Here is a 14,356-nt window from a genome sequence, read left to right on the forward strand (position 1 = left end):
CGCAGGAACATTTCCCTGCGTCACCGTTACAGATTTTGTATACAGGCAGTTGGCCGGTGTTTTTACCGTAACCGTATACGTTCCCGGCGTTGAAACTGCAATGCTGTTCCCGGTTACACCCGTAGACCATGTGTAGGTATTTCCGGTTCCGGTTGAAGAAGCAATAAGTTGTGTGCTTGCCGGGTCACAAAGTATTAAATTCCCCGATATCTGTACATCCGGATTACTTTCAGCTGAAATAGTAATCGATGCCGGGCTTCCTGTACAGCTTCCAGCCGTATTGGTCAGGGTATAGGTTCCTGGCGCTGTTACGGTGATAGACGGTGTGGTGGCTCCTGTAGACCAGGTGTTGCCGGTTGGGCTGCCTGATGTAAGGGTAACACTTCCTCCATAACATATCGTATTGGAAGATGCCGTAATGGTAGGGGAGGCAGATTGTGTGATATTCAATTGCAGCTGGGCAATTTTAAAACACGTCGCAGATTTTACCCTGACATATATTATAGCACTTCCCGAGCTGTAAGCAGCAGGATTCGCAATGGTATTTCCGTTTCCGGCCATAGCATCCGCCTGATTCACATAATAATCAAAGCTGATATTTGCAGTTGTGCTGATATTGGATTGTGCTGAGGTAAGATCAAAAACAGCGGTTGCGGTATTTGAACATTGGCTTAAGCTTGAATTCTGAACCGCAGGAACACTTCCCTGCGTCACCGTTACAGATTTTGTATACAGGCAGTTGGCCGGTGTTTTCACCGTAACCGTATACGTTCCCGGCGTTGAAACTGCAATGCTGTTCCCGGTTGCACCTGTAGACCATGTGTAGGTATTGCCGGTTCCGGTTGAAGAAGCAGTAAGTTGTGTGCTTGCCGGGTCACAAAGTATTAAATTCCCCGATATCTGTACATCCGGATTGTTTTCTGCTGAAATAGTAATCGATGCCGGGCTCCCTGTACAGCTTCCAACAGTATTGGTCAGGGTATATGTTCCCGGTGCTGTTACGGTGATAGATGGTGTGGTAGCTCCTGTAGACCATGTGTTGCCGGTTGGGCTGCCCGATGTAAGGGTAACACTTCCCCCATAGCATATCGTAGTGGAAGATGCCGTAATGGTAGGGGAGGCAGATTGTGTGATATTCAATTGCAGCTGAGCAATTTTAAAACACGTCGCAGATTTTACCCTTACATATATTATAGCATTTCCTGAGCTGTAAGCAGCAGGATTCGCAATGGTATTCCCGTTTCCGGCCATAGCATCCACCTGATTCACATAATAATCAAAGCTGATATTTGCAGTTGTGCTGATATTGGATTGTGCCGAGGTAAGATCAAAAACAGCTGTTGCGGTATTTGAACATTGGCTTAAGCTTGAATTCTGAACCGCAGGAACATTTCCCTGCGTCACCGTTACAGATTTTGTATACAGGCAGTTGGCCGGTGTTTTTACCGTAACCGTATACGTTCCCGGCGTTGAAACTGCAATGCTGTTCCCGGTTACACCCGTAGACCATGTGTAGGTATTTCCGGTTCCGGTTGAAGAAGCAATAAGTTGTGTGCTTGCCGGGTCACAAAGTATTAAATTCCCCGATATCTGTACATCCGGATTACTTTCAGCTGAAATAGTAATCGATGCCGGGCTTCCTGTACAGGTTCCAACAGTATTGGTCAGGGTATAGGTTCCCGGTGCTGTTACGGTGATAGACGGTGTGGTAGCTCCTGTAGACCAGGTGTTGCCGGTTGGGCTGCCTGATGTAAGGGTAACACTTCCTCCGTAACAAATAGTATTGGAGGAACTTGTAATAGTGGGGGTCGGGACCTGAGTGATATTGAGCTGTATGGTGCTGTCCGCATTATCGCATAAAAGGGATGAAGTGTCTTTTATAACAACCTGAATGGTGGTATTCGAATTCAACTGAAAAGCATTCGGATTAGCAATTGGTGTTGAATTTCCCTGGATATAATAAGTGAATGTATAATTACTTGGATTGGCCACCAATTGAGAATTAAAAGAAGTCAGATCTACACTTGTATTTCCCGGGCAGTAGTTTTTGATAATGTTACTTTGCAAAACAGGTACCTTATCAGTATATATCTTAACATTTTTAATGGAATGCCTTGCAGAGGCTGCTCCTGTAGAAGCTGAAAAACCAAAATAGCCCTGTGTCATTCCTACAGCCGCTCCTGAAGGCTGAAAGCTTTGGTTAACGATGAGGGTGTTATTTATTCTGATTTTAATGATCCAGTTGGCAATATTGTTGGGATCTATTTCGCCGGTTACTTCAACGTGTTTATAATTTGCCCCGGTAAAAGGCTGGGTGCCGTTAAGATTAGGAGAATGAAAAGTGCTTCCTGGCGTATTGTTGAATTCTATATTCGAACCTGCCGTGTTATTTGTGCCATATAAAACATGGACCTTGCTCATATTTCCGTCAGTGGAGTTGTTGTAAATGTCGAAGCCAACCATTAGTCCTGTTGAAGATGGTGGGATTCCGAGCCCGGATCCATTGGTATAAGAAGTTGGAGGATTCGCTAAGTACCAGAACGCAAGGCCATCCCCCATAGCGTAAGTTCCGGCTCCATCAATTCTGAAATCAAACTCTACCCTCCATTTATCACAATACTTAAGATTAATAGGAGTGTCTAATTTAATGCCACCTACCTGAGAAATCTGATCAGTAGTAAGTCTTACAAAATCTCCGCTAACCGTACCGGATGGGATGAGACTCCAGCCTGTTGTATTGACAGGATTACCGGAAAGCTGGTAGGTTTGGGAGGATAATGTACTATATATACAAAGCAATATGGTAACATAAAGAAGTATTATTTTTTTCATGTTGTGTTTTTTGTGACACAAAAATATTTTTTTTTGAAAAAAAATCCGATTTAATTCATTGATAATTAGTGTATTGATTGGTTTTTGATTACAAACGAAAATATGTGTTAAAATTTTTATCTATTGTGTTTGTTTTGGGTAAATTTTTTCTTCAGTGTACGTTTTTAATCAGATTTAATTTCCAGTTTTTGTCACATAATGCTGTTTGGGTTAAATAAAAAAACTGCCGGCAAAATCCTGCCGGCAGATGAAAATGGTTAATCTCTGTTTTTCAATAAGATCCATCCGGAGGTTTCTACCGGCTTTTTGGTGATCTTATCTTCCCAGAATAATCTGTACCAATAGGTGTCGGAAGGAAGGGGAGTCCCTACGTATTTTCCGTCCCATATCGGAGTTTTTGAGCTGATCTTAAAAATATTTTTTCCGTATTTATCAAAAATGCTTCCCTGGAAATTCCCGTACTTACTGATCTCGCTGAAATTAATCACGTCATTTTTACCATCACTGTTCGGGGTGATCACGTTGGACATGAAGAAGGTATAATACGTGGCATCTGTTTCACATAATGCACCTCTGTTCCTTATCTTAATAGGATATTGGGTATTCCTCATCACGTTGGTAAATATATGGGATGACTGCCAGGTGACTCCGCCGTCTATAGAATATTCTGCAGGAAGGTTTCCGCTGTTCTTTATATTGATGATAAGGGTATGGTCTTTAAAAATAATATCCAGGATTTGTGGGGTTACAATATATTTTACTGTAGCAGTAAATGTTTTTGAGCATACCCCGTTGCTGATAATGACTGAATACGTCCCTTCAAGTTCTGCACTAATGGTTTGGGTGGTTGCTCCTGTACTCCATATATAAGTATAATCAGGACCGGCTCCGGCATCCAGGATCGCTTTATCTCCTTTACAGATTTCAATATCCTGTAAGGGGGAAACTATTTCAGGGACTACTTTAATGGTGACGGTTGCTGGTGTCTGGGCAGGGCATCCATTAGCTCCGGTCCCCGTTACAGTGTAAGTTGTGGTTGCGGTAGGCGAAACCATTTGGGTATTTCCATTGCCTGTAAGTCCGGTCCAGGTATACGTAGCAGCTCCGTTCGCAGTAAGAATAACAGATTCCCCAAGGCAGATCGAAGTTTTAGGTGCTGAAACTGTAATTGTTGGCGGAGTGATGTTTTTTATGACGGTTACCGAAGCCTGTCCGGTACATCCGGAAGGTGTGGCACTCGTGATCGTAAGGGTATAGGTTCCCCCATTATTCACGGTTGGGGTCAAAGTATTGGCTCCTGAAACAATAAATCCTCCACCGGTAGCTGTCCAGAGGAAAGTAGCTCCGGGTTGATATACAGAAGCTGTGGCATTGAGTGTAACCTGAGAATTATTACAGGTGATCTGTGTAGGTGGAGCAATATTTACAATAATTGCATTATCCATTGCTACGGTTACAGACTTTTGATATTGGCAGCCTGACGGAGTAGTGGCAGTCACTGTATAAGTTCCCAGGGCATTAACTGTATTGATTGCTCCATTCACACCATTAGACCATGTGTAAGTATTTCCTGTTCCTTGCGAAGAGGCAATCAGTGTAGTGGAAGATCCCTGACAGAATGTAAGGTTTCCTGAAATCTGTACATTGGGATTGTTTTCAGCTGTAATAGTAATGGAGGCTGGCGTGCTTGAGCATAATCCGCTTGAACCCGTTAAAGTATAAGTTCCGGGAGCTGTAATCGTGATAGATTGTGTTGTTGCGCCCGTGGACCAGATATTCCCTGTTGCATTGCTTGAAGTTAAAGTAACACTTCCCCCATAGCAGATCGTGGCAGAAGATGAACTGATCGTTGGGACGGATAATTGTGTAACTGAGAGCTGTAATTCAACAACCTTAAAACAGGTCGCAGATTTTACCCTGACATATATTGTAGCATTTCCCGAGTTGTAGGCTGTTGGATTTGCAATGGTATTTGCATTTCCTGCCATAGCATCTGCCTGATTGGCATAATAATCAAAACTTATCGCAGCAGTTGTACTGATGGCAGTTTGCGATGAGGTAAGGTCAAAAATAGCAGTTGCCGTATTGGAACATTGGCTTAAACTTGAATTCTGAACAACCGGAACAATGCCCTGTACTACAGTTACAGATTTTGTATACTGACAGTTGGCAGGTGTTTTAACCGTAACCGTATAAGTTCCCGGCGCTGAAACCTGGATGCTGTTTCCGGTAGCACCGGTAGACCACGTGTAGGTATTTCCTGTTCCCGTAGAAGAAGCGGTAAGTTGGCTGCTGGTCGATTCGCAAAGAACTAAATTTCCTGTAATGTTTACTGCAGGATCAGTGTCCTGGGTAATGATAGTGGAAACCGGAGCGCTGGTGCAGGTTCCGTTGGTGGTCGTTAAAGTATACGTTCCCGCTGCTGTTACGGTGATAGACGGTGTAGTGGCTCCCGTAGACCATGTATTTCCTGTAGTAGTGTTGGAGGTAAGGGTAATGCTTCCTCCCGCACACAGAACAGTCGCTGAAGGTGTTATCGCAGCCGTTATGCTTTTGTTTTTAAAAACGATTGCATTGGTCTGTTTACAGGAATTAATCGTGCTGCTTGAGCTGTTCGGATCATGGTAGTTAATACTATAATAATAAGTATCAGTCGTGTTTACCGTAGCAGGAGCTGTAATAGGGTTCGTTCCCGTTGCCGCATTATTGGCTGTATTAAAATAAGTAACCGTGAAATTGGGATTTCCGTTTAATATTCCAGCAGATAAAGTACTGAAATCAAAGACAGTGCTGGTGCCGCAGATAGGAATTTCCCGTGGTGAATTTGCATTCGGGCCCGGGCTTCCCGGTGGGATAAACGGATTCGGAGCCGAAGATGAATTATTGAAAGGCGAAACAAAAGTGGCGGTTCCTCCCCAGGTCAGATTAAAAGTATACACCGTTGTCGACCAATTGTCCAGGTACAAATAATAGGTTTGTCCTGCAACCACGTCCATATAGCGGCAGTAAGGGTCATTGAATCCTCCCGGTGACGAAGTGTTGGTATTCGTCATATTCATTCCCGTGCTCGAAAGATTTCCTGATGCGTTGCACCGTATAGGGCTCCCCAGATTGGTGCAGCTCGCATTCGGTCCGTAGATAGCCCAGTCATAATCTACCGGCCCTGTCGGAACAAGGTTAAAGGTTAGTGTTCCACTTGTAGCAATGGTGAACTTATACCATACCGAATGATGTTCTCCGGATAAACATCCGCCAACATTTTCGTTGATATTTCCAATTCCAGACGGCGTGTAATTGATATTGGAGTTTCCGCATACCGTAATAGCAGAATTGCAGTCTTCCTGAGCCGAAAGACCTACGTAGAAAATGAATGAAAAGAGGAATAGTAGTTTTTTTACCATATTGAAAGAAGGTATTTGACAATGTACCGCTGCTGAATTAGTGTTAATAGAGGTGGAATACCGGGAAGAATACATCAGAAAAAAGAGAAGGTCTGAAAATATTGGAATTTTTTCCCGGAGATTTCATAGCAGTCTGGTTTTTAGAATTTTAAATCGCTGCAAATCTAATTAAAATAAATTTATCTTAAAGAATGTTGGTTATATTTTACATAAAATTGTTATTTAAGTTAAAATTATAAATGTTTAGTGTTAAATTTAAGTGGAATATTAATGGTTTCGTAATGTATTAAACGGAGATAATAGCATGAAAAATATTTTTAAATAATATAATTTGTGGATTAATGAAAAAATGTTAACTTTGCAATCCAAAATGAGATGTAAAATATGTTAATAATTCCAGTAAAAGATGGGGAATCCATCGACAGAGCATTAAAAAAATATAAAAGAAAATTTGATAAAACAGGTACAGTTCGTCAATTAAGAGCTAGACAACAATTTATCAAGCCTTCTGTAACTTTAAGACAAGCTAGACTTAAAGCAGCTCACAAGCAAAGAGGTCTTAGCAAGGAAGAGCAGGCTTAAGATTTTCTTAACCCACATATAATTCACTTCTTAAATATTCGTATATTTGAGAGGTGAATTTTTGTTTTTATACCCTAAGTGATGTTGGATAAATATTTAGAATATTTACAGTTCGAAAAGAGGTACTCACCTCATACCATTACAAGCTACAAAAAAGACCTTGAAGATTTTTTACATTTCTATTCCAAAACAGAAGGCTCCGAAGATATTTCCAAAGCAGATAAAAAAGTAATCCGGAATTTCATCGTGGAACTGAGCGAAAATAATATCGCCAAAAGAAGCATCAACAGAAAACTATCAACACTGCGAAGTTTTTATTTATTTCTTTTGAAAATAGGAGAAATCAAAGTGTCACCCGCCGAAAGCATTCCCTCCCTTAAGTTTTACGCTGAAAAACAGATTCCTATGTCCCAGGAAGAAATGCAGACCCTTAGTGAACGTGTTCTTTCAGAGCAGCATGATCTTCTGGAAAAATGCATTATTGAAGTTTTATATCAGACCGGAATCCGTAAGGCAGAGCTTTGTGGCCTGATGTTTGAGTATGTTGATATAGGCGGAAACGAACTTAAGGTAATAGGAAAGGGAAATAAAGAAAGATTTATTCCCATCTCTGAAGACCTGTCGGATCTACTCAGAAGTTATCTGGAAATAAGGAAACCGGAGACCGGATATAAATCATATTTTTTTGTCAATAAAAAGGGTAAAAAACTCTCTGAAAAATTTGTTTATGTGGTAGTTAATAAGTACCTTAGTCTTGTAACATCGAAAGAAAAAAGAAGTCCTCACATCCTGCGGCATAGCTTTGCTACACATGTTCTGGATAATGGGGCGGAGATCTCCAAAGTAAAAAAAATATTAGGGCATTCCAGTCTTGCCAGTACTCAAGTCTACACGAATGCCAATATTGAACAATTGAAAAAAGTGTTTAATCAGGCTCATCCTCGGGCATCTAAAAAAGAAGAATTATGAAGATCACAGTTCAATCAATTGGTTTAACTCCACACGAACCATTAGAATCACACATTGACAAAAAAGTAAGCAAATTGGAAACCTTTTATGATAAGATTCATGAATGCAAGGTGTTCCTGAAAGTTGAAAATAATTCGGATAAAAATAATAAAACAGCCGAACTTATTCTGGGCGTTCCCGGTGACGATATCGTTGTGAAAAAAACGTCCGGAACATTTGAAGAAAGTCTGGACCTATGTGTTGATACTGCTAAAAAGCTATTAATCAAGAAAAAAGAAATGGCTTAGGAAAAAAAGTCAAAAAAAGTTATAGAAAAGTTTGAGAATTCAAAAAATCCGTTCTATATTTGCACTCGCAAAAAGGGAACAGCGATCTTTTGAATTCTTTTTTTATTTGCCTCCATAGCTCAGTTGGCCAGAGCACGTGATTTGTAATCTCGGGGTCGTGGGTTCGAATCCCTCTGGAGGCTCTTTTTAATATAAACATGAGGGGAGATTCCAGAGTGGCTAAATGGGACTGACTGTAACTCAGTTGCTTCGGCTTCGTAGGTTCGAATCCTGCTCTCCCCACATTTTATATTAGATTAAAACTTGTGTATTTAAAGGATTTTTCCTAAGTTTGCACAGCGTTACCAATAATTTTGGAAACAAAATTGCGGAAGTAGCTCAGTTGGTAGAGCGTCAGCCTTCCAAGCTGAATGTCGCGGGTTCGACCCCCGTCTTCCGCTCAAAAACATCACTCTGTTTGAGGGTGATTTTTTTTTCACTGCTGAAAAAGCATAGAGTAGATTTTTCTCTAAAGCATTCAGACTAAAAATTTAAAATTGCCTCCATAGCTCAGTTGGCCAGAGCACGTGATTTGTAATCTCGGGGTCGTGGGTTCGAATCCCTCTGGAGGCTCAATTTTAATATAAACATGAGGGGAGATTCCAGAGTGGCTAAATGGGACTGACTGTAACTCAGTTGCTTCGGCTTCGTAGGTTCGAATCCTGCTCTCCCCACATTTTATATTAAATTAAAATTTGTGCATTTAAAGGATTTTTCCTAAGTTTGCACAGCGTTACCAATAATTTTGGAAACAAAATTGCGGAAGTAGCTCAGTTGGTAGAGCGTCAGCCTTCCAAGCTGAATGTCGCGGGTTCGACCCCCGTCTTCCGCTCAAAGAAAATCATGCTGCTCAGTGTGATTTTTTTGGTTCAATGCCGACTTAGCTCAGCGGTAGAGTGCTTCCTTGGTAAGGAAGAGGTCACGGGTTCAAGTCCCGTAGTTGGCTCACCAGATTTCCCGAAGTTTCTTCGGGATTTTTTTTGCCCTTAATTCAAATAAATAACTTCCTTAAATCATTCAATTGATTTGCTATCTTCTTTTGTTTCTCGCAGATGAAGCAGATTCTGCAGATTAATATGACAACATTTTCGCATTTCTATGCTGTTAAATCTGCCAAATCTGCATAATCAGCGTGAGAATAAAATATATGGAGATTATTCAAGACACTTTAGATTATATTTATATTAGATTAAGCAGATTCTGCAGATGAATATGATTACAGCTTTCACATTCACCAATTGTAAATCTGCTTCATCTGTCCAATCTGCGTGAGAATAAAACATATGGATACTACTCAAATACACCTGAGGTAACAATTATTTTCTTTTCATTCAACTATAAATCGATGTTTGTAGAAATGTACAGCTTAAAATTTAATTAAATCTGACCACCGGTATCTGCTGAATGACACAGAAACATAATTTTTTTGTTAAATTCGTGTAAAATAAGATTTTGATGAATATTCTTTTATTGGAAGACGACCTCATTCTTTCAGCGGAACTCTGCCGGTTCCTCGAATCAAACAACTTTACCTGTGATAAGATCTATGACGGCGAAACCTTTCTCCGCCAGATTAAAAACAATACCTATGACCTGTATCTGCTGGACATCAATGTTCCTAAAATAAACGGGCTCGATGTCTGCCAGACCATTCGTTCTTTCGATAAAAATACACCCATCATCATTATTTCGGCCTATGGGGATATCTCCGACAAAAAAGATGCGTTCACAAGACTTGCCGATGATTATCTGGTGAAACCTTTCCAGTTTGAAGAACTGCTTCTCCGCATCAATTCACTGTTGAGAAGAAAAACACCATCTGACTCTTCTGATCAGGATATTATAAGGGTAGATGATCTTATCATCAACAAAACGGAACAGAAAGTATACCGGGCGGGAAATGAAATAGCCCTTACCCTTAAAGAATTTCAGCTGCTGGTATATCTTGCGGAAGCCCAGGGAAGAACTGTCTCCAAGCAGCAGATCACAGAGCACGTATGGGAACATAACTTCAATACGAATACCAATACGGTTGAAGTATACATTAACTTTTTGAGGAAAAAGATCGATAAAGATTTTAAACTGAAACTCATTCACACCCGTTCAGGGTTCGGGTATTACCTAAGTCCATTATAAATGTCCTTAAAAAGAAAGATAGCATTAACGATCAGTATCGCTTTTTCCCTGCTTTTTGCAATGGTAATGGCCGTGATCTATCTGTCTTTTAATGATTTCAGAAGAGATGAGTTCAAAGAAAGGTTCAGGCAGCGTCTTGAATTTACTTCACACTTCATTTCCAGGTCTAAGGATTTTGAAGAAGAGGCTCCTATATTTTTTAATGAAAACTCAGATAATATCCTTCTTAATGAGACGATCTTAATTTTCAACGCAGATAAAGAACTCATCTACAGTACCATCAAAGACAGAAATGTAGTCTGGGACAATGCCCTTCTCAAAGAACTGGATGAAAAAAAGCTCATCTACACCGAAAAAACGGTTCCGGAAATCTATGCGGCCCTCAGGAAAATCAATGGTGAAAATTATTATATCCTTACCAGCGCTTTTGATACCAACGGAAAATCCAAATTGGAATACCTGAAATACCTGCTGATCACGGCATATGTAATGAGTACCCTTCTGATAGGCTTTTTCAGCTACTATTTCATGGGACGGTTCCTGCGTCCTCTGGAGGATCTGAATACTGAAATTTCCGAGGTTACGGCTCATAAGCTTACCACACAGATTCCCGTTCAGCAATCCGATGACGAGATTAATGTTCTCGCGAAATCATTCAACACGATGATTGCACGGCTGAATGATGTCTTCCAGTCGCAGAAAGATTTCACAGCCAGTGCTTCCCACGAGATAAGAACACCCATTACCAGAATGGCATTCCAGCTGGAAAACCTGATTAAATTTGAAGATCATTCTCCCGAAACCCTGACTTCCCTGAAGCAGATCCAGCGCGATGTGTACCAGTTGTCGGATCTTACCAATTCACTTTTGCTGCTGACCAAATTCGATAAAGAGAATATCCAGAGCATCTACGAGGAAGTAAGGATTGATGAAGTTATTTTCGAAGCATTCGAAGCAGTGGAAAAAAGCTACCCTTCCCTTAAAATGGATTTCCTGATCTCGGAAGATACCTCGGAAAACGGCCTTTTAACCATCAGTGGGATCCAGTCATTGCTCGTGATTGTCTTTATTAATCTGCTTAAAAATGCAGCAGTTTATTCCGATGATACGGAAGTGAACATTCTGATCACAGAAACCAGCCATTACGTAACCGTTGATGTTACCTCTCACGGAAGTACCATTCCTGTGGAAGAGCAGCCTAAATTATTCGAAGCGTTTATGAGAGGAAACAATTCCCAGAATATTTCCGGCTCAGGCCTGGGGCTTCGTATTGTGAAGAGAATCCTTGAATACCACGGAGCGGATATTATGTATTCAGCTCCTTCTGAAAATACCAATAAATTCAGCGTCGTTTTCAATAAGTAATCCTGATAACCAAGCAGTGTATCCTTTTACATTAATTCCCCTGTATTTCGAAAATAAGCGAAGCGCCTTTGTCTGCCTTAAAAAATCATTCAGTAAAAGATCTTCGTTTATCCTTGCGATAAAAAAATTACATTTATCTTCTTAAAAATTACCCAAAAACATCCTGATTGTTCAGCATTCTTAACGATTTAAATCCAAATTTAATTTTTTTTTAAGGCTCCTTTAAGGGCATTTTAATCGCAGAGCGGGAATTTTGTTCCATAAAAAAGATAGAATGAACAAAATTGCGGGGCTGTTTATTGCCATCTCATCATTCATGGCAGGACAGCAGCAGATGTCCCTTTCGGACTGTGAAGAGGCTTTTCAGAAAAACAATCTTCAGCTTCTTGCAGAACAATACAACATCAATATGGCAGATGCGGATATACTGCAGGCCAGGATATGGGAACTTCCACAGCTGAGCGGCCAGATCAACGCCTACAATCCCGAGGGTAAAAAAGCCTTTGATATTGGGCATGCCAAAGGAGCGGAAATCACCCAGCTGATTTATATGGGTGGGAAAAAGAAAAATGAAATTGCTTTTGCAAAATCAAATAAAGAACTGGCCCAGCTCCAGTTTTCACAGCTTCTGGTAGATCTGAGAACCCAGCTTCATGCGGCTTACTTCAATTTGTATTATGAGAAGCTGAAACTGGATAATACCAATAAGCAGCTGGGATACATGAATGATCTTTTAAACGCCTACCGCGTTCAGTCTGCTAAAGGAAATGTTTCTCTGAAAGATGAAGTGAGGCTGCAGAGTCTCGTGATCCAGCTTAATAATGACAAACTTGGGATCAACAAAAATATCCTTGAATTTGAGCAGAATTTAAAAGTGCTCACAGGCGTTTCTGATGAAATTGAACCGATGCTTTCCGAGATTGATGCGAAGGAAATTCTTGCGGCACAGCCTTTCGGGGATGAAGAGGAATTGAAAAGAAAAGCGCTGGAAAACAATTCAGACTACCTGTATTTTCTGAAACTGATAGACAACAGCAAATTATACGCCCAGTGGCAGAAATCCCTGAATGTTCCCGATCTGAATGTTGGTGCGGGCTGGGACCAGAATGGAGGAACCTTTAAAAATGAAGTGAACCTGATGGTGGGAATTCCCCTGCCATTATGGAAAGCCAATCAGGGAAATGTGGAAAAAGCCAATTATGCCATTCAGCAGAATCAGAAAAATGCCGACTACCGGAAACTGAACCTTGAAACCAAAGTACAGGCTGCCTATAAAACATGGAAGGGGCAATATGACCAGCTGGCAGAAATCAAAACTACCGACCTCGGTAATATGGAACTGGTATATGACGGAATGCTGAAAAATTTCAGAAAAGGAAATATCAGCCTTATTGAATTTACAGATTTCATGGACAGCTACCGGCAGACGGCGCTTCAGATTTATGATATGAAAAATGATATCATGCAGTCTGCAGAACAACTTAACCAACTCATACAAACGAAAATCTTCTATTAAACAATGAAAAAATATCTGATCCCTGTACTGATCGCCTTATCCTTATTATCATGTACGAAAAAAGAGGAAGAAAAGGCGCCACAGGCAAAAAAAGGCTTTGAACTGAGCAATACCATGCTGAGCTCAATTTCTTTAGCCAAAGTTGAGAAAAAGAATATAGAAGATCAATACAGCTTTTATGGGAAAATATCTGCCGATAAAAACAGCTATATCGATGTATATCCTTTGGTAGGCGGAAATGTTTTAAGTGTAAATGCCGAATTGGGAGATTATGTGAAAAAAGGACAGGTGCTGGCGACCATAAGAAGTACGGAGCTTGCCGAAGTTCAGAAGGATGTAAGCGATGCCAGAACGGACCTTGTGGTGGCCCAGAATAATCTTCGTGTGGCAAAAGAAATGTATGAAGGAAAGCTGAATACCGAAAGAGAAGTTCTTGAAGCCAGAAGTGTACTGCAAAAAGCCCAGGACCAAATGCAGAGAGCCTCCGCGGTAAGTACGGTATATAATGTAAAGAAAGGAAATATTTACAGTGTGGTAGCACCTATCAGCGGATATATTGTTCAGAAAAATATCAATAAGGATATGCAGCTGAGAAGTGACAGAAGTGAAAATATTTTCGATGTGGCCAATACCACCAACGTCTGGGCGATTATGAATGTGAATGAATCTGATATTGAAAAGATAAGCCTGGGAATGAAAGCCCAGGTTTCCACTCTTTCTTATCCTGATAAAGTTTTCGACGGTAGAATTGATAAAATATTTAAAATCATCGATCCGGAAACCAATTCAATGCAGGCGAGGGTAGTACTGGACAATACCAACGGCCTTTTAATTCCTGAAAGTAAAGCGACTATCAAAGTATCCAGCTCAGAGAATAATAAAGCATTGACAGTGCCATCAAAAGCCGTGATTTTTGATGACAACAGAAGTTTTGTAGTGGTATTTAAATCCAGAACAGATATCAAAATCAAAGAAATAAAAATCCTGAAGCAGGTGGGAGATATTACTTACGTTGCAGGCGGCCTGTCCGAAGGTGAAGAGGTCATCACGAATAACCAGTTGCTGATTTACCGTTCCCTGAACAGCTAAATTTTATTACAAATCAATAAGAATAATTAAGCATTCAGCTTTATCAAAATCTGCTTGCGGATCACTTAATATTCTTAATTACTTAAACAGGCTTAATGGTTTAAAACTATTAAAGTTTAAATGTTCTAAATATATTTCTA

The 14,356-nt window shown here is 40.5% G+C and carries 8 protein-coding genes, 7 tRNA genes and 1 pseudogene; 14 read left to right on the forward strand and 2 right to left on the reverse strand.

Translation table 11 applies throughout. The features are described 5' to 3' along the window. Both B7E04_RS00915 and B7E04_RS00920 read right to left on the reverse strand, forming a co-directional pair. Positions 1–2,832, reverse strand: a pseudogene (locus B7E04_RS00915) (hypothetical protein); the annotation flags it as partial. A 257-nt stretch (positions 2,833–3,089) separates the two neighbouring features. Next, positions 3,090–6,233, reverse strand: a complete 3,144-nt coding sequence (locus B7E04_RS00920; protein WP_165439389.1) for a T9SS type B sorting domain-containing protein — start codon at positions 6,231–6,233, stop codon at positions 3,090–3,092. A 384-nt stretch (positions 6,234–6,617) separates the two neighbouring features. Between B7E04_RS00920 and rpsU the strand changes: the two genes are divergently transcribed. The 14 genes from rpsU (at position 6,618) to B7E04_RS00990 (ending at position 14,216) form a co-directional block, all read left to right on the forward strand. Beyond that, on the forward strand, positions 6,618–6,815 hold the full coding sequence (rpsU, locus tag B7E04_RS00925) for a 30S ribosomal protein S21 (protein ID WP_048508460.1): 198 nt from the start codon (positions 6,618–6,620) through the stop codon (positions 6,813–6,815). An 81-nt stretch (positions 6,816–6,896) separates the two neighbouring features. After that, the gene (locus B7E04_RS00930) at positions 6,897–7,784 is read left to right on the forward strand and encodes a tyrosine-type recombinase/integrase (protein ID WP_080776726.1); all 888 of its coding nucleotides are present in this window, start codon (positions 6,897–6,899) and stop codon (positions 7,782–7,784) included. Then, entirely contained in the window at positions 7,781–8,071 is a 291-nt protein-coding gene (locus B7E04_RS00935) for an HPF/RaiA family ribosome-associated protein (RefSeq protein ID WP_062650163.1), read from the forward strand. Before B7E04_RS00930 ends, B7E04_RS00935 begins: the two co-directional genes overlap by 4 nt. A 108-nt stretch (positions 8,072–8,179) precedes the next feature. Further along, a tRNA-Thr gene (locus tag B7E04_RS00940) sits at positions 8,180–8,253 on the forward strand. Positions 8,254–8,272: 19 nt separating this feature from the next. Next, positions 8,273–8,353, forward strand: a tRNA-Tyr gene (locus B7E04_RS00945). A gap of 85 nt (positions 8,354–8,438) precedes the next feature. Continuing rightward, a tRNA-Gly gene (locus B7E04_RS00950) sits at positions 8,439–8,511 on the forward strand. Between the two features lie 98 nt (positions 8,512–8,609). After that, positions 8,610–8,683 (forward strand) — tRNA-Thr (locus B7E04_RS00955). Positions 8,684–8,703: 20 nt separating this feature from the next. Then, positions 8,704–8,784 (forward strand) — tRNA-Tyr (locus B7E04_RS00960). Positions 8,785–8,869: 85 nt separating this feature from the next. Next, positions 8,870–8,942, forward strand: a tRNA-Gly gene (locus B7E04_RS00965). A gap of 42 nt (positions 8,943–8,984) precedes the next feature. Beyond that, positions 8,985–9,056, forward strand: a tRNA-Thr gene (locus B7E04_RS00970). Positions 9,057–9,565: 509 nt separating this feature from the next. Next, positions 9,566–10,246, forward strand: a complete 681-nt coding sequence (locus B7E04_RS00975; protein WP_062650161.1) for a response regulator transcription factor — start codon at positions 9,566–9,568, stop codon at positions 10,244–10,246. Continuing rightward, positions 10,247–11,611: an ATP-binding protein gene (locus B7E04_RS00980; RefSeq protein ID WP_080776727.1), complete on the forward strand. Its 1,365-nt coding sequence runs from the start codon at positions 10,247–10,249 to the stop codon at positions 11,609–11,611. 274 nt (positions 11,612–11,885) lie between these two features. Continuing rightward, the gene (locus B7E04_RS00985; RefSeq protein ID WP_080776728.1) at positions 11,886–13,127 is read left to right on the forward strand and encodes a TolC family protein; all 1,242 of its coding nucleotides are present in this window, start codon (positions 11,886–11,888) and stop codon (positions 13,125–13,127) included. A 3-nt stretch (positions 13,128–13,130) separates the two neighbouring features. Beyond that, positions 13,131–14,216 (forward strand): efflux RND transporter periplasmic adaptor subunit, encoded by a 1,086-nt coding sequence (locus tag B7E04_RS00990; RefSeq protein ID WP_080776729.1) that lies wholly within the window; start codon positions 13,131–13,133, stop codon positions 14,214–14,216. Positions 14,217–14,356: the final 140 nt, after the last annotated feature.

Source organism: Chryseobacterium phocaeense (assembly GCF_900169075.1).
Classification (GTDB): domain Bacteria; phylum Bacteroidota; class Bacteroidia; order Flavobacteriales; family Weeksellaceae; genus Chryseobacterium; species Chryseobacterium phocaeense.

Excerpts from the sequence above, each read along its gene's own strand:
- B7E04_RS00975 (WP_062650161.1), top strand. The coding sequence starts at position 9,566 with ATGAATATTCTTTTATTGGAAGACGACCTCATTCTTTCAGCGGAACTC.
- B7E04_RS00935 (WP_062650163.1), top strand. The coding sequence starts at position 7,781 with ATGAAGATCACAGTTCAATCAATTGGTTTAACTCCACACGAACCATTA.
- B7E04_RS00980 (WP_080776727.1), top strand. The coding sequence starts at position 10,247 with ATGTCCTTAAAAAGAAAGATAGCATTAACGATCAGTATCGCTTTTTCC.
- B7E04_RS00920 (WP_165439389.1), bottom strand. The coding sequence starts at position 6,233 with ATGGTAAAAAAACTACTATTCCTCTTTTCATTCATTTTCTACGTAGGT.
- B7E04_RS00930 (WP_080776726.1), top strand. The coding sequence starts at position 6,897 with ATGTTGGATAAATATTTAGAATATTTACAGTTCGAAAAGAGGTACTCA.
- B7E04_RS00990 (WP_080776729.1), top strand. The coding sequence starts at position 13,131 with ATGAAAAAATATCTGATCCCTGTACTGATCGCCTTATCCTTATTATCA.
- B7E04_RS00985 (WP_080776728.1), top strand. The coding sequence starts at position 11,886 with ATGAACAAAATTGCGGGGCTGTTTATTGCCATCTCATCATTCATGGCA.
- rpsU (WP_048508460.1), top strand. The coding sequence starts at position 6,618 with ATGTTAATAATTCCAGTAAAAGATGGGGAATCCATCGACAGAGCATTA.